This is a genomic window from Escherichia sp. E1V33, assembly GCF_004211955.1.
Lineage (GTDB): Bacteria > Pseudomonadota > Gammaproteobacteria > Enterobacterales > Enterobacteriaceae > Escherichia.
Window position 1 is genome coordinate 68178 of sequence record NZ_RHJI01000012.1, and the last position, 25815, is coordinate 93992.

Sequence of the window (25815 nt, forward strand, 5' to 3'; positions counted from 1 at the left end):
CCTGACAAGCGTAGAGCATCAGGCAATGTTGCATTTGCCATCAGTTATTATGCAGCGAGATTTTTCGCTACGAATTCCCAGTTCACCAGCGCCCAGAAGTGTTCCAGGTAACCAGGACGCGCATTGCGATAGTCGATGTAGTAAGCATGTTCCCAGACATCAACGGTCAGCAGCGGGGTCGCATCGGTGGTCAGCGGAGTACCAGCATTAGAGGTAGAAACGATAGCCAGTTTGCCATCGCTGTTTTTCACCAGCCAGGTCCAGCCAGAACCAAAGTTTTTGATCGCAGCGTCAGTAAACTGTGCTTTGAAATCGGCAAAGCTACCGAAAGATGCGGCGATAGCTTCAGCGACTTCGCCAGTCGGTTCGCCACCGGCGTTCGGTGCCAGGCAGTTCCAGTAGAAAGTGTGGTTCCAGACCTGAGCTGCGTTGTTGAATACGCCACCTTCAGAGCTGCGAATAATCTCTTCCAGTGATTTACCTTCAAACTCGGTGCCTTTAATCAGGTTGTTCAGGTTAGTGACATAAGTCTGATGATGTTTGCCGTAGTGATACTCGATGGTTTCCGCAGAAATATGCGGAACCAGAGCGTCTTTAGCATATGGTAGTGCAGGTAATTCGAATGACATTGCTACTCTCCTTTATTATTCATTGGTATACACACAATAGCCTTATTGTGAGTGCGGATAGGGTAGCAAATTAAAAGGTGATACAAAAGATGAACTTACCCTGTTGCCGTAACAACAGGGTAAACTTTTAGCGAAGTGTTTTTGGGGTCATTACCCGACGAGCGCCAACATAGTGGCGTTGCCAGTAATCTTCACTTAACGACGTGATTTGTATTTCCTGGCCACTGCGTGGTGACTGAATAAATTTACCATTGCCAACATACACGCCTACGTGATCGGCCGTCCCACGCCCTTGCGTGCGGAAGAAGACCAGGTCACCATTTTTCAGTTCGCTGCGATCGATAGGCGCCGCATCGCGCAGGTGATACATTTCATTCGCAGTGCGCGGAATACGAATTTTCACCAAATCTTTATAAGCGTAATAAACCAGGCCGCTGCAATCAAAACCGGTACGCGGTGAGCTGCCGCCCCAACGATATGGCTTACCAATTTGCTGCATCAATTTATTCATTGCCACTGTAGTGGCTTTTTGCACCTTCGCTTTGTGCGCGTCGGCAATAGTTCCTGACGCAGCATTTTTGACTTTCACACAATGCGATTTATAGCCCTTACGTTTGGTACACTTTTCTGTAAAGCTGGCTGAGGCCGTTTTATTGACGGCTTGTTTGCTGCGAATTTTGGCGTTTTTAGAAGCGGTAATAGAAGATTTTTTAACGGAAGAAGCGGTTTTGCTTTTGGTCGTACTTTTACTGGTGGCTTTTTTCGCTGTTTTCTGGCTGGCTTTCTGGGTCTTTTTGGTGGTTGCCGTGCTTTTCTTTTTATCTGCTTTTTTGGTGATATGAGTGGTAGCAGAACTCTCCCTGGCTTGCTTTGAAGCATGGGCCATAGGCGTTAAAGGCAGGGTGGTAAAAAGTAAAGCACAGAGCGTGATCGAAATACGGTTTATCCGCGCCACTGAGCGTCCCTCTGTTAAGGCAGGTCTATCATGCCTGCGTCTGATTTACAAAACTTGATGATTCTAATGCATAGAAGATGAGAAAGTTAATAGCTTTTATTGTTAAAAAATACGTTTCGTCGGTGAGCGCAAAAAAAAGCAGCAGTGAAAGCTAAAAATGGTCACAAATACACCAGCTTGCAGCGCAGCAGAGAAGAAATGAATATTTGAAATGCAACAAATAGTGCAAAGGGATAAAATAGCAAAAGCGTGATGAAAATGTTATTTTCCGATGCCGCACTGACCCGCTACAATGTCAGATTACTGCCGTAAAGAAGTTTGAGGAAGCAAGACAATGAGCACCACTATCGAAAAAATCCAACGCCAGATTGCTGAAAACCCGATCCTGCTGTACATGAAAGGTTCACCAAAACTGCCAAGCTGCGGTTTTTCTGCTCAGGCAGTCCAGGCGCTTGCCGCTTGTGGCGAACGTTTTGCCTACGTTGATATCCTGCAGAATCCGGACATTCGTGCGGAACTGCCAAAATACGCTAACTGGCCGACTTTCCCACAGCTGTGGGTTGACGGCGAGCTGGTAGGTGGTTGTGATATCGTGATTGAAATGTATCAGCGTGGCGAATTGCAGCAACTGATCAAAGAAACTGCTGCTAAATACAAGTCTGAAGAGCCGGATGCAGAATAATCCGTCCCGCAATGCTGACGGATGCTAACAGGCATCCGTCAGTTCTTTATCTATCCCCAATCCAGCCCTTGTGGCGAACTTGAAAATCCCGCCTCACGTAGTAGCGTAAACATCGGCGTTTGCCGGACCGGTAGATCATTCACTTCTGTTAGCGTAAAGCGCAGCCGTGGTTCGCGACGCAGTGCGGTAGTCAGCGCGTGGAAAACCTCTGGGGCGAGTAATTCCTCTTTTTCCTGCCAGACCAGCATTTTTTTGCCACCTTGCGCCAGATAGAGTAACAATTTTCCGCCAGAAACGACCACCAGCGCACCCGCCCGACGCGTTGGAACCAGCGTTGCCGGATGTGCAGGCCAGGGCAGAAGATTTCCCCACGCATTAGCCGGATCGTTGGCAGAGAGCGCCACTGGTGTATAGTGGCGCGTTTGCTTGGCTTGTGTCGCCAGATCGCGCAATCGGTCAATAGTCAGACGTTCAGCGAATTGCGCGCCACCCAGACCTTCTACAAAACGACCTCGCATAATTCGCCCGGAGTCTTCCATACTTCGACAAAGCGTTTGCATCGATGGAAATCCGCCAGGGATATTTTCGGCTATCACCGCCTGACGACTGATGATGCCGTAGCGGTCGAGCATATTTTCCGCCAGCGTCAGCATCCTTTCGGTATCGTTTAGTGGCTCCACCTGCAATAACGACCAGCGTCCAGCCAGCTTTGGTGTGTTGTAAGATACCAGCGGCGAGACGGGTTGTGCATAGACAGGACGTCCATGACGAGCCCGGTGACTACGGCGAGTTGAGGTGCCTGCGTTGGAACTGCTGCGGGTGAGGGCGCGTAACGGTGCCCAAATATCGCTGGTGATGACGCCTTGCCAGACCAGCGCCCATAACGCCTCTTGCAGGGCCGAGGGATCAACCGATTCGCCGATTTTATCGCGTATCCGTTGGCTGATTTGTTGGGCAAACCAGGCTCCTCCGTCAGCCAGAACAGCGACTATCGCTTGCTGCAGCGCCGAACGATTCGCCTGATCCGCTTCGGCGGGAGTGAACGATTCTGCGGCATATTCCTGTAGATGCAGTGCCACCAGGCCGTCATCTTCACCCAGCTTTTTTTGCCCCGACCAGATAACCGCACCGGTTGCCAGTAATTCATCGAGCATTTCTGGCGAATAGTCGCGTACGCGGGCAGGCAGGATCTGGCTTTCCCAGAGTGAGGCGGGTAAACCGACTCCGGCAAGCTGTTCGATCACCCGCATCACGCCATCCACACCCTCATAAACGCCTGGCGATGTTGAGGCAAAGAGCGCCGGGCTACCATCGGTGGCGGGTAATACGCCCTGACGTTCCAGCAGCAATCGCGCATAGGTCGTGGCTGCAACGGGACGCGTCGCTTCTCTGGCGGCTTGCAGCGAGCGCAAACGCAGACGACGAAATACTTCATCGCTCACCCAGATGTCTTGTTGCAGATTCATCACCAGACCCTGTTCGCGCAGTTGCTGAAGCTGCTCTTCGACAATGGCAATACCGAGACTAAACTCATGAGCCAGTTGTTCAGCCGTGACCAGAGCATGAGCCCGGAGATAGCGCAGAAAGAGGTCGCGAAGCGGGTAACTGACTCTATGCAAATAAATCTCTGGCAGAGACTCTGGTAGTTGTACGCCGAGGGCATCGCGCAGCCTGGCGGCATCATCCATACAGGCAAGACGCTCCTGTCCGCTAATCATCGCCGGGAAGATTCGTTTTACTGCAAGAAGATTTTCCAGATACGACGCAATCTCTTCACTGCTGCCTGTATGCCGTTGTGCCAGGTCTTCAACGGTCATTGGCCCCAGTTCGCGCAGCAGGTCGAACAATCCTTCTTCACCTTTCGCTCTTCTGCCAGGAGCCAGTCGTTGCAACTCTTCTTCCACCTGGCGAATGACCTGCGGGTCGAGTAATTCACCCGGATCGACCTGTCCGAGTAGATTGCGCAGTAACTCGCTGTCCAGCGACAGTACGGATGCCCTGCGTTCTGCCAGCGGGGCGTCGCTCTGGTACATAAATTCCGCGACATAGCCGAACAATAAACTGGTTGCGAAAGGCGAGGGAGTAGTGGTCGTTACATCGGATATTTGAATTTCGCCACCGTTGAGGCGATGCATCAAACGTTCCAGTGCAGGAAGATCATAAACATCTTGCAGACATTCGCGTAGGGTTTCGAGAATGACCGGAAAATCCGGATATCCCTGAGCGATTTCCAGCAACTGACTGGCACGCAGCCGTTGTTGCCAGAGCGGGGTGCGATGGCCCGGAGTGCGGCCCGGCATTAATAATGCCCGCGCAGCGCATTCGCGAAAACGGGCGGCGAAAAGTGCCGAACTGCCTACCGCCTCGCGGACAATTTGCAGCAACTTTTCTGGTTCAAACAAAAAAATCGCGGCATCGGGCAATTTACCATCGGTGTCAGGAATGCGCGCAACAATGCCGTCATCACTGGCGACCACTGACGCGTCAGCGCCCCATAGCGCATGTATTCGCCCGGCAATCGCCAGCGCCCAGGGTTCATGCACCCGTCTTCCATAGGGAGAGTGCAAAATAATACGCCAGTCGCCAATTTCATCACGGCATCGTTCGAGGACCAGATGACGACTCCCCGGAACAATACCCGTCGCGTTGCGCTGCTCGTCAATCAACCCCTGAATATTGGCGATCGTATTTTCTTCTGCCAGCCACGGGGGAATAGTCCCGGAAAAGAACGCTCCATCCGCCAGCAAATGGAGAAAATCGCCGATCATCTCGCCTAATTCAGCCGGACGTCCGTTACCTTCACCACGCCAGAAGGGGAGCCGGGCAGAACGACCCGGAGCAGGAGTCACAATCACCTGATCGCGGGTGATTTGCTGGATCCGCCATGAGGTTGCGCCGAGAGTGATAATATCGTTCACCCGCGACTCATATACCATCTCCTCATCCAGTTCACCCACCCGCCGCGAACCAGCCTGTTCTTCACCTTCGGGTAATAACACGCTATACATGCCACGATCCGGAATGGTGCCACCGCTGGTAACCGCCAACAGCTGAGCGCCAGGTCGGGCGGTCAATATCCCGGTCTCCCTGTTCCAGACCAGTTTTGGTCGAAAAGCAGAAAAATCGCCAGAGGGATAGCGCCCGGAAAGCATATCCAGCGTGGCGTCAAAAACACGTCTTGGCAGATCTTTCCACGGTGCGGCACGGCGTACGCGGGAGTACCATTCGTCTACTTGTAATGCATCCATCGCCGCGGCGGCAACGGTTTGCTGCGCAAGGACGTCAAGTGGATTATGCGGTGGTGTCAGGTTTTCCAGCCTGCCTGCGAACATACACTCTACAATGACTGCGGAATCGACTAAGTCACGTCGGGTACGGGGGAAAAACAGCCCTTTGGAGATACCTCCTACCTGGTGTCCGGCACGTCCAATGCGTTGTAACCCACTGGCAACAGAAAGCGGCGTTGCCACCTGAATCACCAGATCCACAGCGCCCATATCAATCCCCAGTTCGAGACTGGAGGTTGCGACCACGCAGCGTAATTCACTCGATTTCAGCGCCTGTTCGGTGATTGCTCGTTGTTCTTTAGAGACGGAGCCGTGGTGTGAGCGGGCAATAAAAACGTCGCTACTTTGTACACGGTTAGAGGTTGCGCCAGAGGTCGACTCGAAATGGGCCGCATCAACGGCGATAGACGGGGAACGCTGTAAGCGTGCGGCGTAAAGCTCATTTAATCGTGCCGTCAGTTTTTCCGCCAGCCCCCGCGAATTAGTAAAGACAATGGTCGAGCGATGGCGCAACACTTCATCAAGGATACCCGTTTCAATATACGGCCAGATGGAGCCTTCTCGGCCGGCATGGCTGTCTTCGCCGGTGCCGCTGGCGACCGATGAGACATCATCCATATTGGCGACCGGTACGACAATCCGTATCTGCGGATGGCGCATTGCGGGCGGGTTGACTACTGTAACCGGGCGATCGCCACCAAGAAATGCTGCCACATCGCTGGCGGAGCGCACAGTGGCAGAAAGGCCAATTCGCTGTGCTGAGGTGTGGAGCAGCGCATCGAGCCGCTCCAGACTTAACGCCAGATGCGCGCCACGTTTACTGCCCGCTACCGCGTGGACTTCATCAATAATTACCGTTTCGACGCCGCGTAGCGTTTCGCGCGCGCGGGAGGTCAGCATCAGATAGAGTGATTCGGGTGTGGTGATCAGAATATCCGGCGGATTACGGGTGAGTTTGCTGCGTTCCTGTGCAGGCGTATCGCCAGTACGGATCCCCACGCGAAGATTGACTTCCGTTTCGCCGCGCCGCCGCCGTTCATCGGCAATACCCTGTAACGGGATCTGCAAGTTGCGCTGAACGTCGGTGCCCAGGGCTTTTATCGGTGAAATATAGAGGATGCGTGAGGTTTTACGTTTATGCGCCTCGCGGGTATCTTCGCCGCCTTCGCGGAAGAGCTGATCGAGGGCGTAGAGAAATGCTGCCAGCGTTTTCCCGGAGCCAGTCGGCGCAATCACCAGCGCATGTTCGCCTTGCGCCGCCACATGCCAGGTTTGCGACTGGACAGCGGTCGGCTGTTTAAAGGCGCGAAGAAACCAGTCGCGGGTCGCCGGTGAAAACACGTCCGGCAGGGGCGATGAAGGGTTTGGATTATCTGCCATTAACGCTATTCCCCGTGAATATCATGCTTGATGCGTGGAATAGCCTCACTATAGATGCCTGAATCATAGCATGTCATCAGGCATCGACTCGATTACACCTCTTCGGCGGCAGGCAACGGCCAGCCTCCCAGACGTTTCCAGCGGTTGACGATTTCACAAAACAGCACGGCAGTGCGTTCGGTGTCATACAGTGCGGAGTGTGCCTGGGTGCTATCAAAGTCCATGCCAGCGGTCTGACAGGCTTTTGATAATACGGTTTGTCCAAGCGCCAGCCCGGCCAACGCCGCGGTGTCGAAAGTGGCGAAAGGGTGGAACGGGTTACGTTTCAGTGAGGCGCGTTCTGCGGCGGCCATCATAAAGCTGTGATCGAAATTGGCGTTGTGCGCCACCATAATGGCGCGGTTACAGCCGCTCGCTTTAATGCCTTTACGTACAACTTTAAAAATTTCATGCAGCGCCTCGTATTCGCTGACCGCGCCGCGATCGGGATCGTTTGGGTCAATGCCGTTGAAGGCGAGGGCTTCTGGTTGCAAATTCGCACCGACAAACGGTTCGACGTGGAAATGTAATGTGGTGTCCGGCATCAGCCAGCCTTGTTCATCCATTTTCAGGGTGATGGCAGCAATCTCAAGTAGCGCATCGGTTTTGGCGTTAAATCCGGCGGTTTCTACATCGATTACAACGGGATAAAAACCACGAAAACGGTCGCACAGACCGGTAAGTTGAGCGTTATCGGACATCTGATTCTCTTAATACGGATAAATTGCAGCGCGCATTATGACAAATATTACCCGCTGATGCAGTAAAGATGCGGGCGCGATGAATTCACGCCCGGCGGAGATTAATTGCCCAGACCGCGACCAGCGTCTTTCTCTTCAATCAATTCTATTTTGTAACCGTCAGGATCTTCCACAAAAGCGATAACCGTAGTACCGCCTTTTACCGGACCCGCTTCACGGGTAACGTTACCGCCGTTTTGACGGATTTTTTCGCATGCTTCGGCGGCGTTCTCGACGCTAAGCGCGATATGGCCATAAGCGGTGCCGAGTTCGTATTTATCCACGCCCCAGTTGTAGGTCAGTTCAATCACCGCTTCTTCGGTTTCCGGGCCGTAGCCAACAAACGCCAGTGAGTATTTGTATTCCGGGTTTTCGCTGGTGCGCAGCAGTTTCATACCCAGCACTTTGGTATAAAAATCGATAGAACGTTGTAGATCGCCAACGCGTAGCATGGTGTGAAGAAGACGCATCTTTATATCCTCAAAATGGCTAACAGATTCAAAATGTTGTTTTAGTATAGCGGCGGCTTTGCGCCGCTCGCAATGTTGGATTACAGCGTCGGATAGTCAGTATAGCCTTCCGCACCACCGCCATAGAAGCTTTCAGCACGCTGTGGGTTAAGCTCAGCTTTGCGCTGCAAGCGGGCGACCAGATCCGGGTTCGCAATCCAGTCACGGCCAAACGCCACAGCATCAATTAATCCTTTGCCGATCAGCGTTTCGGCTTTTTCTACCGTGTATGCACCCGCGCCGATAATCGGACCGTGGAAACGGGCGCGTACTTTTTCGCGGAACGCATCAGTATAAGGTTCACCTCCCGCCCAATCTGGTTCTGACATATGCAGATAAGCAATGCCGCGTTTACCCAGTTGTTCAATCAGGTACAGTGCATCGGCTTCTTCATTCGGGCCGTTATCCGTGTTCTGGAAAGTACCGATTGGCGAAACGCGAATGCCAATGCGATCGGCACCCCATTCTTCAATCCCGGCATCGACCACTTCCAGTACCAGACGTGCGCGATTTTCCACGCTGCCGCCGTACTGATCGGTACGATGGTTTGAAGAAGGGGAAAGGAACTGATGCAGCAAATAACCGTGAGCAGAGTGGAGCTCCACCAGATCAAAACCGGCTTCACGCGCGTTAGCAATGGCCTGACGGAAATCATTGACGATACCCGGAATCTCTTCCAGTTCAAGCGCACGCGGCATGGAGGTTTCAACGCGGATCGCCTGACCATTTTCGTCACGTAGTGATGTACGAGTCCCCGCACTCAGCGCAGAAGGTGCTACCGGGGCCTGACCGCCTGGTTGTAGGCTGGCGTGAGAAATGCGCCCGGTGTGCCACAGTTGCACGGCTATATGACCGTTTTCAGCATGAACACCAGCGGTGATCTTTTTCCATGCAGCAATTTGCTCCGGGCTATGGATGCCAGGCGCGCCTGCATACCCTTTTGCCTGGGCAGAAATTTGCGTGGCCTCGCTAATGATCAAACCAGCACTGGCGCGTTGGCGATAGTATTCCGCCATCAACGGGGTTGGGATGTCACCCGGCTCAATACTGCGCAGACGCGTCAGCGGTGCCATAAAAATACGGTTTGCCGCCGTGATCGCGCCCACTTGCAGTGGGGAATACAGTTTTTCAGATGACATAAAGGCTCCCGGTCGTCTGGTGATAAAAAAATGCCTGCTAAACGGCAGACGTCGCAATAATGGTTTTTACATGTGCCAGCGCGTTTTCAAGTGGCTCGAAACTGCGCGAAATTTTGGCCTGCAGATTTGCGCCGAGCCACAGCGCGTAAAGCACTTGCGCCTGTTGTAGCGGTTCGCCGCAAAAGGTTAAACAATGGCTATTACGACCATTTTCCAGCGCCTGAGAGAGCAGGGCGATCACGCCGCGAGCACCTTTATCCATTGCGCTGCGCATATCTTCTGACAGATCGCACACTTCGGCAGAGAGTTTTACTGTCAGGCAACCACTGATGGTTCCATGTTGGCAAAACTGGTTAAGTGTCTGCTGGTAATAAGCCAGTATGCGGTCGCGGTAGTTACCTTCTCCGGATTGCAGCAACTCCGTCAGTCGCTGGTGATATGCGGCGTAATGGCGCTCAAGCATGGCAACGCCAAACGCTTCTTTAGAGCGAAAGTAGTGATAGAAGGACCCTTTCGGCACTTCAGCGGTTTTTAGTAATTCGCTTAGCCCCATCCCGGTGAATCCACGTTGCAGGCAAAGTTGCTCGCCCGTCGCCAGGAGATGTTCACGAGTATCATGTTCGGTGTGTTTGTTCATGTGTTGGAGTGTAGTAGACCAGTCGGTCTAGCGCAAGCAAAGTTGCTACTTTGGACATTAACAGCTTCAATAATGGTAATAATCTTATCTGAGGAGGGCGAAGTGGCGGAGCAATTAGAGTTCTTTCCCGTCCAGAGCCCGTGCCGGGGAATTTGCCAGTCTGACGAACGCGGGTTTTGTCGCGGCTGTTTTCGAAGCCGGGATGAGCGTTTTAACTGGAATAAAATGAGCGATGGCGAAAAACAAGAGGTGCTGCGCCTTTGTCGGCAGCGATTAATGCGCAAATTACGTGCAAATAAGCCCACGTCATCAGACGAACCGGAGCAACCATCACTCTTTTGAGCCTAATCTTGCGTATACTCCTCTCATATCTGATAAGAGGAAGCGAATATGGTTCAGCGTATTACTATTGCGCCGCAAGGCCCGGAGTTTTCCCGTTTTGTGATGGGCTACTGGCGATTGATGGACTGGAATATGTCCGCCCGCCAGCTGGTCAGTTTTATTGAAGAGCATCTGGATCTCGGCGTGACCACCGTGGACCATGCTGATATTTATGGTGGCTATCAGTGCGAAGCGGCGTTTGGCGAGGCACTGAAACTGGCACCTCACCTGCGTGAACGGATGGAAATAGTCAGTAAATGCGGTATCGCGACGACCGCGCGTGAAGAAAACGTCATTGGTCATTACATCACTGACCGCGATCACATCATTAAGAGCGCCGAACAGTCGCTGATTAATCTCGCGACCGACCATCTGGATCTGCTGTTAATCCACCGTCCCGACCCGTTAATGGATGCCGATGAAGTGGCGGATGCATTTAAGCATCTGCATCAGAGCGGCAAAGTGCGCCATTTTGGCGTATCCAACTTCACGCCTGCACAATTTGCCCTGTTGCAATCGCGCCTGCCGTTTACCCTTGCGACCAATCAGGTGGAAATTTCTCCGGTACATCAGCCGTTGCTGCTGGATGGTACGCTTGATCAGCTACAACAACTGCGTATTCGTCCAATGGCGTGGTCGTGCCTTGGTGGTGGACGTCTGTTCAATGATGATTTTTTCCAGCCGCTGCGGGATGAACTCACTGTGATAGCCCAGGAATTAAACGCGGCCACGATTGAGCAGGTTGTTTATGCCTGGATATTACGTCTGCCGTCGCAACCGCTGCCGATAATTGGCTCCGGTAAAATTGAGCGCGTACGGGCTGCAGTAGAGGCAGAAGCCCTGAAAATGACGCGTCAGCAGTGGTTCCGTATCCGTAAAGCTGCATTAGGTTACGACGTACCGTAAGCGCTTTTAGGAATACCCACCGTTCAAATATGTGTCACTGGTTTACACTTAACGGGTATGCACAATGAACGGAGGTCCTATGAAGCGTTTTAGTCTGGCTATCCTGGCGCTGGTTGTTGCGACCGGCGCACAAGCCGCCAGTGAAAAAGTCGAGATGAACCTCGTGACGTCGCAAGGGGTTGGGCAGTCAATTGGTAGCGTCACCATTACTGAAACCGATAAAGGTCTGGAGTTTTCACCTGATCTGAAAGCATTACCCCCCGGTGAACATGGCTTCCATATTCATGCCAAAGGAAGCTGCCAGCCAGCCACCAAAGATGGCAAAGCCAGCGCCGCGGAATCCGCAGGCGGGCATCTTGATCCACAAAATACCGGTAAACATGAAGGGCCAGAAGGTGCCGGGCATTTAGGCGATCTGCCTGCACTGGTAGTCAATAATGACGGCAAAGCTACCGATGCCGTCATCGCGCCTCGTCTGAAATCACTGGATGAAATCAAAGACAAAGCGCTGATGGTCCACGTTGGCGGCGATAATATGTCCGATCAACCTAAACCGCTGGGCGGTGGCGGTGAACGCTATGCCTGTGGTGTAATTAAGTAATTAAGAGGCCAGCGTACCTTGCGGTGGTGCTTGCTCAAGTTGCGAAAGCGAGCAGTACAGCCGCCAGACAATTGCCGCCAGCTCACGGGCGGCAGGTTGATGATGACGGGCAAGGCTGTCGCAAATCCGCTGTAATTCTTCAAGTGTGGCCGCCAGTGATTTTTGCTGAACGCCACGCTCACTCATCACTCCCCTCAACAGTGAAATACAGTTATCCCGTACTCGCGATAACGGATCGGAACGCGATTCCCAGTCGCGCAATTGCCAGACAACATGAGAACAGTTCAGCAGCACTACACCCCAGCGTAATAACCAACGGCGAGCCAGCGCATCCTGGCTGTTACTCAACTGACTGACGTGATGATAAGTGAGCGATTCAAATTCGCTTTCACTCAGTGTTGGATGGCGGCTTAGTTGATCGACAAAATCCCGGCGCAGCGCGCGAATATGGCGGCGGCTTTTACGAGCATCCGATCCTGGACGCAGAATGGCGAACGCTAACCACGCCAACGCGACGCCAACGATTTTTGCCAGATTATCATTGAGAAAATCGGCAAAATCATACACCGGCGGGTTGGTAACGGCGATAAACGAGCCCATAAAAACAATCAATTGCCCCCATAATGCGGCTTGTTTTGGTATTTGTATCTTGAGTAGCTGCATCGTTGCCAGCAGGGGGAAAAGAAACAGCAAAAATTGCCACAGCTCGCTAATTTGGACCATCAGACCAAATTTAACCACAAAGCTAAAGAACGAAAGCAATACCAGCGTGCGCATCAGCAGCGTCAATGACTTAAACGGCGCTGCGACGGCGGAATAAAGGACGCAGCTAATCGCAGCCAGGGTTAATGCATTGGCTCCGGCATCCCATTGCGAGGCAATACTCCACCCACCAATCAACATCAACGTACAAAATGTCCGCAGCCCGCTCCACATGGCTTCCGCATTATCGGTATGACGTGCCAGCCCGGACGCGCGAGGGAGTCTGGTTTGATCAACTGCGCCGCTTTCCAGGCGATGTAATTCATGACTACTTTGCAGATAAAGACGGCAAAAATAACGTAGTCGATGCCAGAAGGCGACATGCCGATAGTCGGCAGAGTTCATCGGGCGTAGCGGGGCAATAATGCGCGCGACGGTGTAAAAATCCGTTTGCCCGTTGGCGAGGGCCGTTAGCAACTGTTCAAGAATTTCCCGTATCGCACCAGGCGGTGATGGCCAGTTGAGCAACATACGCCGCAAGCTCGAAATGACACTGGTCATGCGTAATTGCTGGTGGAGTAACGCGTTGAGGCGTGCGTTTTGCTGGCGGAAGCGATAGTGGCTCCAGAATGCCTGAATTCGCAGTAAATTCATGGTCAGTATTTGCCCAATCACCCCTTCATGCGCGGTACGAATGGCATCGGTTGTTTCAGGTTGCCAGAGCAAACTGGCATGTTCCAGTAAACGGGCGTGCATGTTTTTCAATGCGGTTAAAAGGGCAGTGGCATCGGAAGTGCTCGGCAGGATCATCATCATCATCCCACCGCAGAGAATACCGACGATCACTTCGCAAACGCGCGCCTGGGCAATGTCCCACAACTGGCTTGCTTCAGTGATATTGACCATCGGAAAGGCGATAATCGCCGCTGTGTAACCCGCCAGTTGAAACGCATAGGCCACGTTGTTCGTGAAATGCGCGCAGGCCCAGGTGCAAAAACCAAGCCATGCCGACATGCTTAACAGGAAGAACCACGGTTCGTTAAGAGTATGCCCGGCAAGGATCAGCGCAGCGATAGCCCCCAGCAAACTACCAGCGATGCGCCCCAGGCTTTTGCTGATGACACCGCCAACCGTCGGGAAGCTCACTACCGCGGCTGACGTCATCGCCCAATAGGGCTCGTCCAGGTTTAAATAATAAGCAACAGACAGCGCCAGACACATGGCAAGGGTATTGCGCAACGCATAGCGCCATTGTGCCAGCGTGGCCTTAAACCAGGGCAGGTTGCGCAGGGACCATGACCAGGCGTTCATTATTGACCTACTGCGATACTACAGGTCGTGCCGGATACCAGCGTGACATCGCTGGGAACATTATCAAGGGCAAAGCGAACCGGGACGCGCTGGGCGAGGCGAACCCAGGGAACGTTAGGTTTAACGTCTGGAATCAGGCTGGAATCGTTTTCCACGCTCTGATCATAAATTGCCCGACCGATACTGGATACGTGACCCTGTAACGTTTTGTTATCGCTATAGAGCGTAATGTGTGCTGGCGCATCGTCGCGGATGTGCCGCAATTTGGTTTCTTCAAAATAACCAATAACGTAGAACGAGTGACTGTCCACGAGGGCAAACAGCGGTTTTCCTGTGTCGGCGTAGTCGCCGATGCGGGTTGTAAGGTTGGTGACCCATCCACTCACCGGGGCGCGAATTTCCGTTTGCGCCAGTTGCCATTGTGCCTGTTTCAGCGTCGCCTGTGCGGCATCAACGCTGGCCTGCATCGCTTTAACATTGAGGTTAGCGGTATCCAGTTCTTCGGCAGAGATAAAATTTTGCGAGAGATGACGGCGGCGGTTGGCCTCATTATTGGCTCTGGCAAGATCAGATTGCGCTTTCGCCAGTTGGGCCTGGGCATTCAGTTCGGCAATCTGGAAGGGCGTTTTATCGATAGTGAACAGAATATCGCCAGCGTTAACCAACTGGTTGTCTTTTATATTCATCTCAACAATACGTCCGGACACTTGTGGGGTGATAGCGACCTGTTCTGCGCGTATTTTGCCATCCCGCGTCCACGGTGACTGCATGTAATAGTTCCAGAGCCACCAGCCGGCGAGAACAGCAACTACTGCTACAATTATTGTTGAGAAATACTTAATGGTTTTAATTGACATAGTTACCACGCAATCAATATTGCCAGGGCGAAGCATACGCAGATCGCAAATAGCGACAAATCCATTAACAAGGGATGCCAGATGTCGCCCGCGTAGATCCAGTCACGAAGCAGGCGGTGTACGACAAGCCAGACGACGAATCCAAGCGCGAAGGCTTTGAAAAACGGAGGAAAGTAGATGGATGCACCGAACACCAGATCTTGTAGGGGCAATCCTGTTGCACTATGCATAAACTTCACAAAATAGATTCCTTTGAGGCTGAGTTTATTGCTTTAGATTAATAAATATTGTTTATGTGAGAGAAAATTACTCGCTATTTCTGAAAAGCATGTCTGACGGTAAGCAAATGCAGCAATCCATTTGTTTTAGCAATACAATTGCTGCACACTATTCTAAAAGCCGTATAATATCTTAGCAAGCTAATTATAAGGAGATGAAATTGGAATCGCCACTAGGTTCTGATCTGGCACGGTTGGTGCGCATATGGCGTGCTCTGATAGACCATCGCCTGAAACCCCTGGAGTTAACGCAAACCCATTGGGTGACGTTGCACAATATACATCAGTTACCTCCAGACCAGTCGCAAATTCAACTGGCAAAAGCGATCGGCATTGAGCAGCCATCACTGGTTCGTACGTTGGACCAACTGGAAGAAAAAGGGTTAATTTCGCGTCAAACTTGTCCCAGCGATCGGCGGGCCAAACGTATTAAACTGACGGAAAAGGCAGAGCCGCTGATTAGCGAAATGGAAGCAGTTATTAACAAGACCCGGGCGGAAATTTTGGATGGAATTTCAGCAGAGGAACTGGAACAACTGATTAGGCTCATTGCAAAACTTGAGCATAATATTACTGAGTTACAGGCAAAAGGATGAAATAAAGGGGGCGTGTGGCCAGTTAGCTGACCACACGTCAACTTGTTTAGCGCGGGGAAACCGTCACCTGGCTGCCGTTGCTGGCCAGAACCACACGTTGTCCCGGAGAGAAATGGGTATTGCCCTGTTTCTGTACCACCATGATGGTGTTGCCATCATCTTTACGAATTTCCAGCTCCACACCCTGTGTTTTGTTCATTGCGCTCTGTACGCCCTGACCGGCTACGCCACCCGCGACGGCACCTGCTGCGGTAGCCAAAGAGCGTCCAGTACCGCCACCAACGGTATTACCAAGGAAACCACCGAGAACCGCACCGCCAATTGCGCCGATAACGTTGGAATCATCACCGCCCTGAATCTGTACCTGCCGTACGTTCACGATTGTGCCATAGCTGACATTCTGCACTTGCTTCGCTTCAGAGGCAGTATAAACATCGCCAGATAGGGTATCGTTGTTAACACAACCAACAAGAGAAAGACCTACCATTGATACAACCAGTACGCGTTTAATCATTGAAAAATCTCCTGATTACCATGAAACGCCTCACAAGCATCCCTAATGGTCAAAGTAAACCGCATTAGTATAACCATGATTACATGTTCCACTAAAACATGATTAAATCATAATTAGAGTAGGGTTAACCAAGTATAAACAAAACATTCATATTAGTTATTGATGTGAATATAATCTTTTACTAGCAACGATAAAAATCGGCTCTTATGCATGGAATTCGCGAAAGGTTTGTGTTTGAGTGGAACGCAAACATCAGTTTGAAAAAGGATGAACTATGAAATCAGGCCGCTTTATTGGTGTTATGTCAGGTACTAGCCTGGATGGTGTCGATGTTGTATTGGCGACGATCGATGAACACCGAGTGGCGCAGCTGGCTAGTTTGAACTGGCCGATTCCCCCATCACTTAAACAGGCTGTGCTGGATATTTGCCAGGGGCAACAGCTTACGCTCTCTCAGTTTGGTCAACTGGATACCCGACTTGGCTGCTTGTTTGCGGATGCCGTTAACGCGCTATTAAAAGCAGAAAATTTACAGCCGAAAGATATTGTGGCTATCGGTTGTCATGGCCAGACCGTCTGGCACGAACCCACGGGTGTCGCGCCACATACACTACAGATTGGTGATAACAATCAAATTGTTGCGCGGACTGGAATTACTGTCGTCGGGGATTTTCGCCGTCGTGATATCGCCTTAGGTGGCCAGGGAGCACCGCTGGTACCTGCTTTTCATCACGCATTGCTAGCCCATCCAACTGAGCGGCGAATGGTGCTTAATATTGGTGGTATTGCCAATCTGTCACTACTCATTCCAGGGATGCCGGTAGGTGGCTACGATACCGGACCGGGCAACATGCTAATGGACGCATGGATCTGGCGTCAGGTCGGTAAACCTTACGATAAAGACGCTGAGTGGGCGCGGGCGGGTAAGGTTATTCTGCCGCTGCTGCAAAAAATGCTTAGCGATCCGTATTTTTCCCAGCCAGCCCCCAAAAGCACCGGGCGTGAATACTTTAACTATGCCTGGCTGGAGCGCCATCTACGGGATTTCCCTGACCTGGATGCGCAAGATGTCCAGGCAACGCTGGCGGAACTCACCGCCGTGACCATTTCTGAACAAGTCTTGTTGAGCGGTGGCTGCGATCGGTTAATGGTATGCGGTGGCGGAAGTCGCAATCCGCTGCTTATGGCGCGGCTGGCTGCATTACTGCCCGGTACAGAAGTGACCACCACCGATGCCGTTGGCATTAGCGGCGATGACATGGAAGCATTAGCCTTCGCATGGCTTGCCTGGCGAACGCTGGCTGGGCTGCCCGGCAATCTACCTTCCGTTACCGGCGCAAGCGAGGAGACAGTGTTGGGCGCTATTTTCCCTGCAAACCCGCGATATCAGAGTTAACTGAATTTTTCTTACTGCGTCTGCCGTTACACTTGGAAGTTGAGGAGGGCGTTTTTGCCCTCCGGACCAGGAAAGTCTTCGGGATATGTTTATGAAAAAACTGTTACTACTTTGTCTGCCGGTATTTCTTACTGGCTGTAGCGCGTTTAATCAACTGGTTGAGCGAATGCAAACTGATACGCTGGAATACCAGTGTGATGAAAAACCGTTGACGGTCAAACTGAATAATCCGCGCCAGGAGGTCAGTTTTGTTTACGATAATCAGCTGCAGCACCTTAAACAGGGGATTTCAGCGTCTGGCGCACGTTATACCGACGGTATCTACGTTTTCTGGTCAAAAGGTGATGAGGCGACGGTCTATAAACGTGACCGCATCGTCTTGAATAACTGTCAGTTACAAAATCCACAGCGTTGAGATTTTTCCAGGGGCGGCGCACAATAGCGTCACCCACTGACAATCCGTAAAGAAAACCATGGCTGATAACGACGAATTGCAGCAAATCGCGCATTTGCGCCGCGAATACACAAAAGGCGGTTTACGCCGCCGCGATCTTCCCGCTGCTCCTTTAACTCTTTTTGAACGCTGGCTTTCTCAGGCCTGTGAAGCCAAACTGGCCGACCCTACTGCGATGGTCGTTGCTACCGTTGATGAACATGGCCAACCGTATCAGCGCATTGTTTTACTAAAACATTACGATGAAAAAGGCATGGTGTTTTATACCAACCTTGGCAGCCGTAAAGCACACCAAATCGAAAATAATCCGCGCGTTAGCCTGCTTTTCCCTTGGCATACCCTTGAACGCCAGGTGATGGTGATCGGTAAAGCGGAACGTCTTTCGACTCTCGAAGTGATGAAATATTTTCATAGCCGCCCGCGAGATAGCCAGATTGGCGCGTGGGTATCGAAGCAGTCCAGCCGTATTTCTGCGCGTGGGATCCTTGAAAGCAAATTCCTGGAATTGAAGCAGAAGTTTCAGCAGGGCGAAGTGCCGTTGCCGAGTTTCTGGGGCGGTTTTCGCGTCAGCCTTGAACAGGTTGAGTTCTGGCAGGGCGGTGAGCATCGTCTGCATGACCGTTTTTTGTACCAGTGTGAAAACGAGGCGTGGAAAATCGATCGCCTCGCACCCTGAAAAGATGCAAAAATCTTGCTTTAATCGCTGGTACTCCTGATTCCGGCACTTTATTCTATGTCTCTTTCGCATCTGGCGAAAAGTCGTGTACCGGCAAAGGTGCAGTCGTTATATACATGGAGATTTTGATGGCAAGCAGTAACTTGATTAAACAATTGCAAGAGCGGGGGCTGGTGGCCCAGGTGACGGACGAAGAAGCGTTAGCAGAGCGACTGGCGCAAGGCCCGATCGCGCTCTATTGCGGCTTCGATCCTACCGCTGACAGCTTGCATTTGGGGCATCTTGTTCCATTGTTATGCCTGAAACGCTTCCAGCAGGCGGGCCACAAGCCAGTTGCGCTGGTAGGCGGCGCCACGGGTCTGATTGGCGACCCGAGCTTCAAAGCTGCCGAGCGTAAGCTGAACACTGAAGAAACTGTTCAGGAGTGGGTGGACAAAATCCGCAAGCAGGTTGCCCCGTTCCTCGATTTCGACTGCGGTGAAAACTCTGCTATCGCAGCGAACAACTATGACTGGTTCGGCAATATGAATGTGCTGACCTTCCTGCGCGATATCGGCAAACACTTCTCCGTTAACCAGATGATCAACAAAGAAGCGGTTAAGCAGCGTCTCAACCGTGAAGATCAGGGGATTTCGTTCACCGAGTTTTCCTACAATCTGTTGCAGGGCTACGACTTTGCCTGCCTGAACAAACAGTACGGTGTGGTGCTGCAAATCGGCGGTTCTGACCAGTGGGGTAACATCACCTCTGGTATCGATCTGACCCGTCGTCTGCATCAGAACCAGGTGTTTGGCCTGACCGTTCCGTTGATCACCAAAGCAGACGGCACTAAGTTCGGTAAAACTGAAGGTGGCGCAGTATGGCTGGATCCGAAGAAAACCAGTCCGTACAAGTTCTACCAGTTCTGGATCAACACTGCCGATGCTGACGTTTACCGCTTCCTGAAGTTCTTCACCTTCATGAGCATTGAAGAGATCAATGCCCTCGAAGCAGAAGATAAAAACAGCGGTAAAGCGCCACGCGCCCAGTATGTGCTGGCGGAGCAGGTGACGCGTTTGGTTCACGGTGAAGAAGGTTTGCAAGCTGCGAAACGTATTACCGAGTGCCTGTTCAGTGGTTCTTTGAGCGCGCTGAGTGAAGCAGACTTCGAACAACTGGCGCAGGACGGCGTACCGATGGTTGAGATGGAAAAAGGCGCTGACCTGATGCAGGCGTTGGTTGATTCTGAACTGCAACCTTCCCGTGGTCAGGCGCGTAAAACTATCGCCTCTAATGCCATCACCATTAATGGTGAAAAACAGTCCGATCCAGAATACTTCTTTAAAGAAGAAGATCGTCTGTTTGGTCGTTATACCTTACTTCGTCGCGGCAAAAAGAATTACTGTCTGATTTGCTGGAAATAATGCACTAAGTGGAAAGGGGGAGTGAGAAATCGCTCCCCCTGATTTTTATACAGGGAGCACGATGAAAAATATTCTCGCTATCCAGTCTCACGTTGTTTATGGTCATGCGGGTAACAGCGCGGCAGAGTTTCCAATGCGCCGCCTGGGCGCGAATGTCTGGCCGCTCAACACCGTTCAATTTTCTAATCACACCCAATACGGCAAATGGACCGGCTGTGTTATGCCGCCCAGCCATTTAACCGAAATTGTGCAAGGCATTGCTGCCATCGATAAATTGCACACTTGCGATGCCGTTTTAAGCGGCTATCTGGGGTCGGCGGAGCAGGGCGAGCATATCCTCGGTATTGTCCGTCAGGTGAAAGCAGCGAACCCGCAGGCGAAATATTTTTGCGATCCGGTAATGGGGCACCCCGAAAAAGGCTGTATCGTTGCGCCAGGTGTGGCGGAGTTCCACGTGCGTCACGGTCTTCCTGCCAGCGATATCATCGCGCCAAATCTGGTTGAGCTGGAAATCCTTTGCGAGCATCCGGTACATAACGTCGACGATGCGGTTAAAGCTGCGCGCGAACTTATTGCTCAGGGGCCTGAAATTGTATTGGTGAAACATCTGGCGCGCGCCGGTTACAGCACAGATCGTTTTGAAATGCTGCTGGTCACTGCCGATGAAGCCTGGCATATCAACCGTCCTCTGGTAGATTTTGGCATGCGTCAGCCAGTAGGTGTTGGTGATGTGACGAGCGGGTTACTGCTGGTGAAACTACTACAGGGCGCAACGTTGCAGCACGCGCTGGAGCATGTGACCGCTGCGGTATACGAAATTATGGTAACCACCAAAGCAATGCAGGAATATGAGTTGCAAGTTGTAGCAGCCCAGGATCGTATTGCTAAACCAGAACACTACTTCAGTGCGACGAAGCTCTGAAATATGTCTTGTCGGCCCACAGTATCCTGCGGGCCGATAACCATTACTGCAAGCCTTCCGCTGTTAGCGCGGCTTTTACCGTCGGACGTTCAGCCATACGCTGCATATAGGCGGCAATATGCTCTAAACCTTCCAGATTCAATTTCACCCCATATGCCCAGCGCAGTACAGTAAACAGATAGGCGTCAGCAATAGTAAAACGTTGCCCGCAAATCCAGTGATCATCTTTCAGCGCATCGTTCACGTACTGCAGTTTTTTCTCCAGCTGTGCGCGCGCAGTCGGTTTGAACTCTTCCGGTGTGGCCGGGTGAAACAGCGGAGTAAAGCCTTTATGCAACTCAGTGGCGATATAGTTCAGCCATTCGATGGTCTTATAGCGAGAAATACTGTTTACCGGAGCCAATAACTGGCGGTCGGGGACGCTGTCGGCAAGATACTGCATAATGGCCACGCCTTCCGTCAGCAGAGTGCCATCGTCCAGCAGCAGTGCAGGAACCTGCCCTTTAGGATTAATCGCAAAGTAATCATCACCGTTTTCCAGTCGTTTTTTCATTAAATCCACACTGGCGAGCGTAAAGTCCTTTCCGCTCTCACGCAGGATGATATGGGAGGCAAGAGAGCAGGCGCCCGGTTTGTAGAACAGTTTCATCGGTCACTCCTTTTGGCTGTGGTTTAAAGTATGGTAGTGCCTTGCTGAACAAAAAAAAAGCCGCTAACGAAAAGTTAGCGGCTTGTAAAAGAGTTTCCCTGAAATTTACGCTACGGCAGCTTTCGCCGCTTTATCAGCTGCATCGTCCTGAGTCATACGATGCAGTTTCGGCGCGGTCAGCAGCATCAGCACTGCAATAACAGCAGTAGCGACACCAATCTGTAAGAATACGCGGCCATAGACTTCCAGCGACATCAGCGGATCGGTTACGTTATCCGGTACAGCCATCATACCCGCAACATAACCACCAATCAGGTTTGCACCGGCAGTGGTCAGGAACCAGCTACCCATAATAAAGCCCATCAGACGCTGTGGAACGAGCTGCGCAACCATTGCCAGACCCAGACCGGAGATCATCAGTTCACCGATACTCTGCAGGCCATAGCTTGCTACCAGCCAGCTCACAGACACGATACCAGCGTCAGACGCGAATTTCGCACCGAGCGGCAGAATCAGGAACGCACCAGAGCACATCACCATACCGATTGCAAACTTGGTTGGCATCGGCAGGGTATCGCCCATCTTGTTATAGATAGCGGCCAGAATCGGGCTACCGATGATGATCCAGAACGGGTTCAGTGCCTGATATTGTTCAGGTTCTACGGCCAGGCCCAGAATGGAGTGCTCAACGTTACGGATTGCAAAGAAGTTCAGTGACGTTGGCATCTGGCTGTACAGCACGAAGAAGATGATTGCTTCGAGCATCAGGATGAAGGCAACGATCATTTTACGACGCGCAGCACCTTTCATTGCAAAGGCTTCTTTACCGAAGATAATCACGATACCGAAGGCAACAACGCCCAGCGCCATACGCGCAACGTCCTGGTTGTGCAGCAGCCAGGTGGCAATCGCAATCAGCGCGACAACACCAATAATGGTTAACAGCAGATTGCGGTAGTTGATCGGCTCAAAGTCAGGTTTTGAACCGTACTGCTTAACCCAGCGTTGGCAGAAGGCGAAGTTAACGATGGTGATCAACAGACCAACTACGCTAAGGGCGAATGCGACGCTCCAGCCATACTTAGCGGCTAACCACGGTGTTGCAATCATAGAGAAGAACGAACCGATGTTGACGGACATATAGTACATGGTAAATGCACCGTCCAGACGTGGATCGTTTTTCTCGTAGCAAGTTGACAGCAGTGAAGACGGGTTGGCTTTAAACAGGCCGTTACCGACCGCAATCGCCGCCATACCCATATAGACGATACCGGCATCGTGACCAGACCAGGCAACCAGCGCATAACCAATAGCCAGCACAATAGCACCAAGCATAATGACGCGTTTTGTACCCAGTACTTTATCGCCTAACCAACCACCAATAGCGACAAGACCATAAACCAGGGCGCTAAAGGAAGAGAAAAGTGTGATTGAATCCGCTTCAGACATACCCAGTTGTTTAACCAGGTAGACAGCCATAATTCCTTGTAGGCCGTAATAACCAAAACGTTCCCATAACTCGATCGAGAAGATGAGATAGAACGCCTTCGGTTGTTTGAAAGCGTTCAAACTAACGCTTTCTGTTGGTTTTTGGTTTGCAGTGGACACTTTTACCTCTTTTTTTACATCCCATATTAACGGGGGTGCTTTCTCGCGTGATGTCTAATAAACATACGCGCAATTGTTATAGTGGGAGGGGAAACGGCAGGTAATGTTCACTATCTTGCACTTTCAGACAAGTCCTTTGTAATAATCTGTTACATATAACTGGCATGGAGAAATCATCGGCCCATTGAAATGTTATCCAGCGTTAAATTTTTCAAAAAACGTAACGGCAGATTTTTTCACTACCAGAAGAGGGGGGATACTGATATTTGGCGATATGTTCTACTGTAAGGTGTTTTATGTAGTGAGATAGTCCATTATCTGAAAAATAGACAGTGTAATGTTTTGTAGGTTTCTGTCCTGGTTGAATCAATACCTTGTCAAATTTAACTTAAACAGAGCAATATTTTTACATGTTGACATCAAGGTGATCTTGATCACGAATAGATAGAAAATTTCGCTATTAAAAAAACAATTAACCTGCATTTTTGGTTATTCACAAACGGATTGCCTGACAATGATGCCGCGAGGCGGCATCATTGACGTTAACAAGATGTTTTATAAGAGGATGAAGAATGGTTATGAATGGGATAACGATGTTACCCCTTTTCGTCAGATGTCAACTTTCTCTTTGTATTCACAAAGATCTTCAATAATGCAGGAACCACAGCGGGGCTTGCGGGCAATACAGGTGTAACGCCCGTGGAGGATTAACCAGTGGTGGCAATCAACTTTGAATTCTGCCGGAACCACTTTGAGCAATTTTTCTTCAACCTGTTCGACGTTTTTCCCCGGTGCAAATTGGGTGCGGTTGCAGACGCGGAAAATGTGTGTATCTACAGCAATGGTCGGCCAACCGAAAGCGGTATTTAATACCACGTTTGCTGTTTTACGTCCTACACCGGGCAGGGCTTCCAGCGCAGCGCGATCTTCCGGAACTTCGCCGTTATGTTGTTCGAGTAAAATACGGCAGGTTTTGATGATATTTTCTGCTTTGCTGTTATATAGCCCAATGGTTTTGATATACGTTTTAACCCCATCGACGCCCAGTTCGAGCATTGCGGCAGGTGTATTCGCCACCGGGTAAAGCTTTGCCGTCGCCTTATTGACGCTGACATCGGTCGCCTGAGCGGAAAGCAGTACAGCAATCAGCAATTCAAAAGGTGAACTAAAATTAAGCTCGGTTGTGGGATGAGGGTTGTTCTCACGCAGGCGAGTGAGGATCTCCAGTCGTTTTGCTTTGTTCATCAGACATTCCCTGTTTCACCGTTTGGCAACTCGCGCGTGGCGGCTGCTTCAGCACGGCGCTTTTTCATTCTTTCATCAATCAGGTATTTTCCCGCCAGCATCAAACCCAGACCAATGAATGCGCCTGGCGGTAACATTGCTAACAGGAAGGGAGAATCGGTGTGGAAGATCTCTACCCGCAATACTTTTGCCCAGCTACCTAACAACGCATCGGCACCGTCAAACAATGTTCCGTTGCCGATGATTTCGCGTAGTGAACCCAGAACGAACATGGCGCAGGTTGCGCCCATGCCTATCGAAAAACCATCAAGTGCGGAGAGCGCCGGACCTTTTTTGGCGGCGAAGGCTTCCGCACGGCCAACAACGATACAGTTAGTGACAATCAGTGGAATAAAAATCCCTAACGATTGATACAGGCCAAAGGCGTATGCGTTAATCAGCATTTGTACGGCGCTGACCACCGAGGCGATGATCATCACGTAAATCGGGATTCGGATTTCGGCTGGCGTCCAGTGACGCAGCGTCGAGATAGTCAGGTTGGTGAGAGTCAACACCAGCGTCGTTGCAAGTCCTAACCCTAGTGCGTTGGTGGCAGTGGAAGTGACCGCCAGCAACGGACAGAGGCCGAGCAACTGGACCAGCGCGGAGTTGTTCTTCCATAACCCCTGAACAATAACGTCTTTAATTTCGCTCACGGTTTATTCTCCACAGGCAGGAAGTTGAGAAAGTTGTGCTGGCAACGTTTGGGCATACAATCCGGCGCGTTTTACCGCGTTCACCACCGCGCGAGGCGTAATGGTCGCCCCGGTGAACTGGTCGAAATCACCACCATCTTTCTTCACCGCCCAGTGAGCGTCATCCGCGCCGCTGATATTTTTACCCGCAAAATGGGTGATCCAGTCAGAAAGGCGCAGTTCGATTTTATCGCCAAGTCCCGGCGTTTCGTGATGCTCTGTCACGCGGGTGCCAAGTACCGTGCCGTTAAAATCGGCCCCAACCAACAGCTGAATCGCACCGGAATAACCATCCGGCGCGGTTGCCTCCAGAACGGCAGCTACCGGTTTATCATCCTGTTTCGCGATGTAAATCCGATGCTCACCTTTTCCTAACTCAGGCGCAGTTACTATATAGCAACTTTGGGCCAGTGCGTTGTTATAGCGCTCGGCTGGTAACACCTGATCAAATAACGCTTTTTGTTGCAGGCTCGCCTGTTCAGCAATCGTGGTTTTGGTCATCTGGTTGATGGCAGCCGTTAAACCTGTTGAACCTGCGGCGAACAGCGCCAGCGTAATACCGTGTTTTCGGATAGTCTTCAGCAT

General features: G+C 51.4%; 26 protein-coding genes. 10 read left to right on the forward strand and 16 right to left on the reverse strand.

Translation table 11 applies throughout. The features are described 5' to 3' along the window. Positions 1-47: 47 nt before the first annotated feature. Together sodB and mepH are read right to left on the reverse strand one after the other, a co-directional pair. Positions 48-629 (reverse strand): superoxide dismutase [Fe], encoded by a 582-nt coding sequence (gene sodB / locus D9742_RS12815; protein ID WP_130237140.1) that lies wholly within the window; start codon positions 627-629, stop codon positions 48-50. Between the two features lie 127 nt (positions 630-756). Further along, a complete protein-coding gene (gene mepH, locus D9742_RS12820; protein WP_130237141.1) occupies positions 757-1584 on the reverse strand; it encodes a peptidoglycan DD-endopeptidase MepH in 828 nt (275 codons plus the stop codon). Between the two features lie 334 nt (positions 1585-1918). Here mepH and grxD point away from each other — a divergent pair, with 334 nt between their 5' ends. Next, positions 1919-2266: a monothiol glutaredoxin 4 gene (gene grxD, locus D9742_RS12825; RefSeq protein ID WP_000108172.1), complete on the forward strand. Its 348-nt coding sequence runs from the start codon at positions 1919-1921 to the stop codon at positions 2264-2266. A 50-nt stretch (positions 2267-2316) separates the two neighbouring features. On the opposite strand, the gene D9742_RS12830 is transcribed toward grxD, so the two are convergent. The 5 genes from D9742_RS12830 to nemR form a co-directional block, all read right to left on the reverse strand. After that, a complete protein-coding gene (locus D9742_RS12830; RefSeq protein ID WP_130237142.1) occupies positions 2317-6933 on the reverse strand; it encodes an ATP-dependent helicase in 4617 nt (1538 codons plus the stop codon). A 92-nt stretch (positions 6934-7025) separates the two neighbouring features. Next, entirely contained in the window at positions 7026-7673 is a 648-nt protein-coding gene (gene rnt / locus D9742_RS12835; RefSeq protein WP_001282281.1) for a ribonuclease T, read from the reverse strand. 101 nt (positions 7674-7774) lie between these two features. Further along, positions 7775-8182: a lactoylglutathione lyase gene (gene gloA / locus D9742_RS12840; RefSeq protein ID WP_130237143.1), complete on the reverse strand. Its 408-nt coding sequence runs from the start codon at positions 8180-8182 to the stop codon at positions 7775-7777. Between the two features lie 80 nt (positions 8183-8262). Then, positions 8263-9360: an N-ethylmaleimide reductase gene (gene nemA, locus D9742_RS12845; protein ID WP_130237144.1), complete on the reverse strand. Its 1098-nt coding sequence runs from the start codon at positions 9358-9360 to the stop codon at positions 8263-8265. Positions 9361-9397: 37 nt separating this feature from the next. Continuing rightward, entirely contained in the window at positions 9398-9997 is a 600-nt protein-coding gene (gene nemR, locus D9742_RS12850) for a DNA-binding transcriptional regulator NemR (protein WP_001536940.1), read from the reverse strand. A 102-nt stretch (positions 9998-10099) separates the two neighbouring features. On the opposite strand from nemR, the gene D9742_RS12855 reads away from it, so the two are divergent. The 3 genes from D9742_RS12855 (at position 10100) to sodC (ending at position 11885) form a co-directional block, all read left to right on the forward strand. Then, positions 10100-10339 carry a DUF1289 domain-containing protein gene (locus D9742_RS12855; RefSeq protein WP_000840482.1) on the forward strand — a complete coding sequence of 80 codons (240 nt, stop codon included), beginning with the start codon at positions 10100-10102 and terminating at the stop codon, positions 10337-10339. Positions 10340-10387: 48 nt separating this feature from the next. Then, complete coding sequence (locus tag D9742_RS12860) at positions 10388-11284, forward strand: aldo/keto reductase family oxidoreductase (RefSeq protein ID WP_130237145.1); 897 nt, start codon at positions 10388-10390, stop codon at positions 11282-11284. Positions 11285-11363: 79 nt separating this feature from the next. Beyond that, a complete protein-coding gene (gene sodC, locus D9742_RS12865) occupies positions 11364-11885 on the forward strand; it encodes a superoxide dismutase [Cu-Zn] SodC (RefSeq protein ID WP_001296937.1) in 522 nt (173 codons plus the stop codon). On the opposite strand, the gene D9742_RS12870 is transcribed toward sodC, so the two are convergent. From D9742_RS12870 to D9742_RS12880, 3 genes are read right to left on the reverse strand one after another with little or no spacing between them, the layout of a single operon-like run. Beyond that, a complete protein-coding gene (locus D9742_RS12870; protein ID WP_130237146.1) occupies positions 11886-13898 on the reverse strand; it encodes an FUSC family protein in 2013 nt (670 codons plus the stop codon). Continuing rightward, positions 13898-14755 (reverse strand): HlyD family secretion protein, encoded by an 858-nt coding sequence (locus D9742_RS12875; RefSeq protein ID WP_130237147.1) that lies wholly within the window; start codon positions 14753-14755, stop codon positions 13898-13900. The genes D9742_RS12870 and D9742_RS12875 overlap by 1 nt, the downstream gene beginning before the upstream one ends. 2 nt (positions 14756-14757) lie before the next feature. Then, positions 14758-14994, reverse strand: a complete 237-nt coding sequence (locus tag D9742_RS12880) for a DUF1656 domain-containing protein (protein WP_130237148.1) — start codon at positions 14992-14994, stop codon at positions 14758-14760. 200 nt (positions 14995-15194) lie between these two features. Here D9742_RS12880 and slyA point away from each other — a divergent pair, with 200 nt between their 5' ends. Continuing rightward, on the forward strand, positions 15195-15629 hold the full coding sequence (gene slyA, locus D9742_RS12885; RefSeq protein ID WP_064530079.1) for a transcriptional regulator SlyA: 435 nt from the start codon (positions 15195-15197) through the stop codon (positions 15627-15629). A gap of 46 nt (positions 15630-15675) precedes the next feature. Here the strand turns inward: slyA and slyB are convergent, their stop codons facing one another. Continuing rightward, the gene (slyB, locus tag D9742_RS12890; RefSeq protein ID WP_064530029.1) at positions 15676-16143 is read right to left on the reverse strand and encodes an outer membrane lipoprotein SlyB; all 468 of its coding nucleotides are present in this window, start codon (positions 16141-16143) and stop codon (positions 15676-15678) included. Positions 16144-16417: 274 nt separating this feature from the next. On the opposite strand from slyB, the gene anmK reads away from it, so the two are divergent. The 5 genes from anmK to pdxY all read left to right on the forward strand — a co-directional run bounded on the left by anmK (position 16418) and on the right by pdxY (position 20994). Next, the gene (anmK, locus tag D9742_RS12895; protein ID WP_130237149.1) at positions 16418-17539 is read left to right on the forward strand and encodes an anhydro-N-acetylmuramic acid kinase; all 1122 of its coding nucleotides are present in this window, start codon (positions 16418-16420) and stop codon (positions 17537-17539) included. Between the two features lie 85 nt (positions 17540-17624). Further along, entirely contained in the window at positions 17625-17954 is a 330-nt protein-coding gene (gene mliC / locus D9742_RS12900) for a C-type lysozyme inhibitor (protein ID WP_130237150.1), read from the forward strand. Positions 17955-18012: 58 nt separating this feature from the next. Then, positions 18013-18669, forward strand: a complete 657-nt coding sequence (gene pdxH, locus D9742_RS12905) for a pyridoxamine 5'-phosphate oxidase (RefSeq protein WP_130237151.1) — start codon at positions 18013-18015, stop codon at positions 18667-18669. 128 nt (positions 18670-18797) lie between these two features. Next, positions 18798-20072, forward strand: a complete 1275-nt coding sequence (gene tyrS, locus D9742_RS12910) for a tyrosine--tRNA ligase (protein ID WP_130237152.1) — start codon at positions 18798-18800, stop codon at positions 20070-20072. Positions 20073-20133: 61 nt separating this feature from the next. Next, positions 20134-20994 carry a pyridoxal kinase PdxY gene (gene pdxY / locus D9742_RS12915; protein ID WP_130237153.1) on the forward strand — a complete coding sequence of 287 codons (861 nt, stop codon included), beginning with the start codon at positions 20134-20136 and terminating at the stop codon, positions 20992-20994. 43 nt (positions 20995-21037) lie between these two features. Here the strand turns inward: pdxY and gstA are convergent, their stop codons facing one another. The 5 genes from gstA to rsxG all read right to left on the reverse strand — a co-directional run bounded on the left by gstA (position 21038) and on the right by rsxG (position 25815). Continuing rightward, on the reverse strand, positions 21038-21643 hold the full coding sequence (gene gstA / locus D9742_RS12920) for a glutathione transferase GstA (RefSeq protein WP_130237154.1): 606 nt from the start codon (positions 21641-21643) through the stop codon (positions 21038-21040). A 105-nt stretch (positions 21644-21748) separates the two neighbouring features. Then, entirely contained in the window at positions 21749-23251 is a 1503-nt protein-coding gene (gene dtpA / locus D9742_RS12925; protein WP_130237155.1) for a dipeptide/tripeptide permease DtpA, read from the reverse strand. Between the two features lie 609 nt (positions 23252-23860). Further along, positions 23861-24496: an endonuclease III gene (gene nth, locus D9742_RS12930; protein WP_001030332.1), complete on the reverse strand. Its 636-nt coding sequence runs from the start codon at positions 24494-24496 to the stop codon at positions 23861-23863. Next, positions 24496-25191 carry an electron transport complex subunit RsxE gene (gene rsxE / locus D9742_RS12935; protein ID WP_064530022.1) on the reverse strand — a complete coding sequence of 232 codons (696 nt, stop codon included), beginning with the start codon at positions 25189-25191 and terminating at the stop codon, positions 24496-24498. Before rsxE ends, nth begins: the two co-directional genes overlap by 1 nt. Positions 25192-25194: 3 nt before the next feature. Beyond that, entirely contained in the window at positions 25195-25815 is a 621-nt protein-coding gene (gene rsxG / locus D9742_RS12940) for an electron transport complex subunit RsxG (protein WP_130237156.1), read from the reverse strand.

What these genes read in the sequence shown, in the direction of transcription:
- nemR (WP_001536940.1), bottom strand. Translation starts at nt 9,997, where the DNA reads ATGAACAAACACACCGAACATGATACTCGTGAACATCTCCTGGCGACG.
- sodB (WP_130237140.1), bottom strand. Translation starts at nt 629, where the DNA reads ATGTCATTCGAATTACCTGCACTACCATATGCTAAAGACGCTCTGGTT.
- sodC (WP_001296937.1), top strand. Translation starts at nt 11,364, where the DNA reads ATGAAGCGTTTTAGTCTGGCTATCCTGGCGCTGGTTGTTGCGACCGGC.
- D9742_RS12870 (WP_130237146.1), bottom strand. Translation starts at nt 13,898, where the DNA reads ATGAACGCCTGGTCATGGTCCCTGCGCAACCTGCCCTGGTTTAAGGCC.
- slyB (WP_064530029.1), bottom strand. Translation starts at nt 16,143, where the DNA reads ATGATTAAACGCGTACTGGTTGTATCAATGGTAGGTCTTTCTCTTGTT.
- D9742_RS12860 (WP_130237145.1), top strand. Translation starts at nt 10,388, where the DNA reads ATGGTTCAGCGTATTACTATTGCGCCGCAAGGCCCGGAGTTTTCCCGT.
- rnt (WP_001282281.1), bottom strand. Translation starts at nt 7,673, where the DNA reads ATGTCCGATAACGCTCAACTTACCGGTCTGTGCGACCGTTTTCGTGGT.
- D9742_RS12875 (WP_130237147.1), bottom strand. Translation starts at nt 14,755, where the DNA reads ATGTCAATTAAAACCATTAAGTATTTCTCAACAATAATTGTAGCAGTA.
- gstA (WP_130237154.1), bottom strand. Translation starts at nt 21,643, where the DNA reads ATGAAACTGTTCTACAAACCGGGCGCCTGCTCTCTTGCCTCCCATATC.
- pdxH (WP_130237151.1), top strand. Translation starts at nt 18,013, where the DNA reads ATGGCTGATAACGACGAATTGCAGCAAATCGCGCATTTGCGCCGCGAA.
- tyrS (WP_130237152.1), top strand. Translation starts at nt 18,798, where the DNA reads ATGGCAAGCAGTAACTTGATTAAACAATTGCAAGAGCGGGGGCTGGTG.
- rsxG (WP_130237156.1), bottom strand. Translation starts at nt 25,815, where the DNA reads ATGCTGAAGACTATCCGAAAACACGGTATTACGCTGGCGCTGTTCGCC.
- pdxY (WP_130237153.1), top strand. Translation starts at nt 20,134, where the DNA reads ATGAAAAATATTCTCGCTATCCAGTCTCACGTTGTTTATGGTCATGCG.
- anmK (WP_130237149.1), top strand. Translation starts at nt 16,418, where the DNA reads ATGAAATCAGGCCGCTTTATTGGTGTTATGTCAGGTACTAGCCTGGAT.
- nemA (WP_130237144.1), bottom strand. Translation starts at nt 9,360, where the DNA reads ATGTCATCTGAAAAACTGTATTCCCCACTGCAAGTGGGCGCGATCACG.
- mliC (WP_130237150.1), top strand. Translation starts at nt 17,625, where the DNA reads ATGTTTATGAAAAAACTGTTACTACTTTGTCTGCCGGTATTTCTTACT.
- nth (WP_001030332.1), bottom strand. Translation starts at nt 24,496, where the DNA reads ATGAACAAAGCAAAACGACTGGAGATCCTCACTCGCCTGCGTGAGAAC.
- grxD (WP_000108172.1), top strand. Translation starts at nt 1,919, where the DNA reads ATGAGCACCACTATCGAAAAAATCCAACGCCAGATTGCTGAAAACCCG.
- D9742_RS12830 (WP_130237142.1), bottom strand. Translation starts at nt 6,933, where the DNA reads ATGGCAGATAATCCAAACCCTTCATCGCCCCTGCCGGACGTGTTTTCA.
- gloA (WP_130237143.1), bottom strand. Translation starts at nt 8,182, where the DNA reads ATGCGTCTTCTTCACACCATGCTACGCGTTGGCGATCTACAACGTTCT.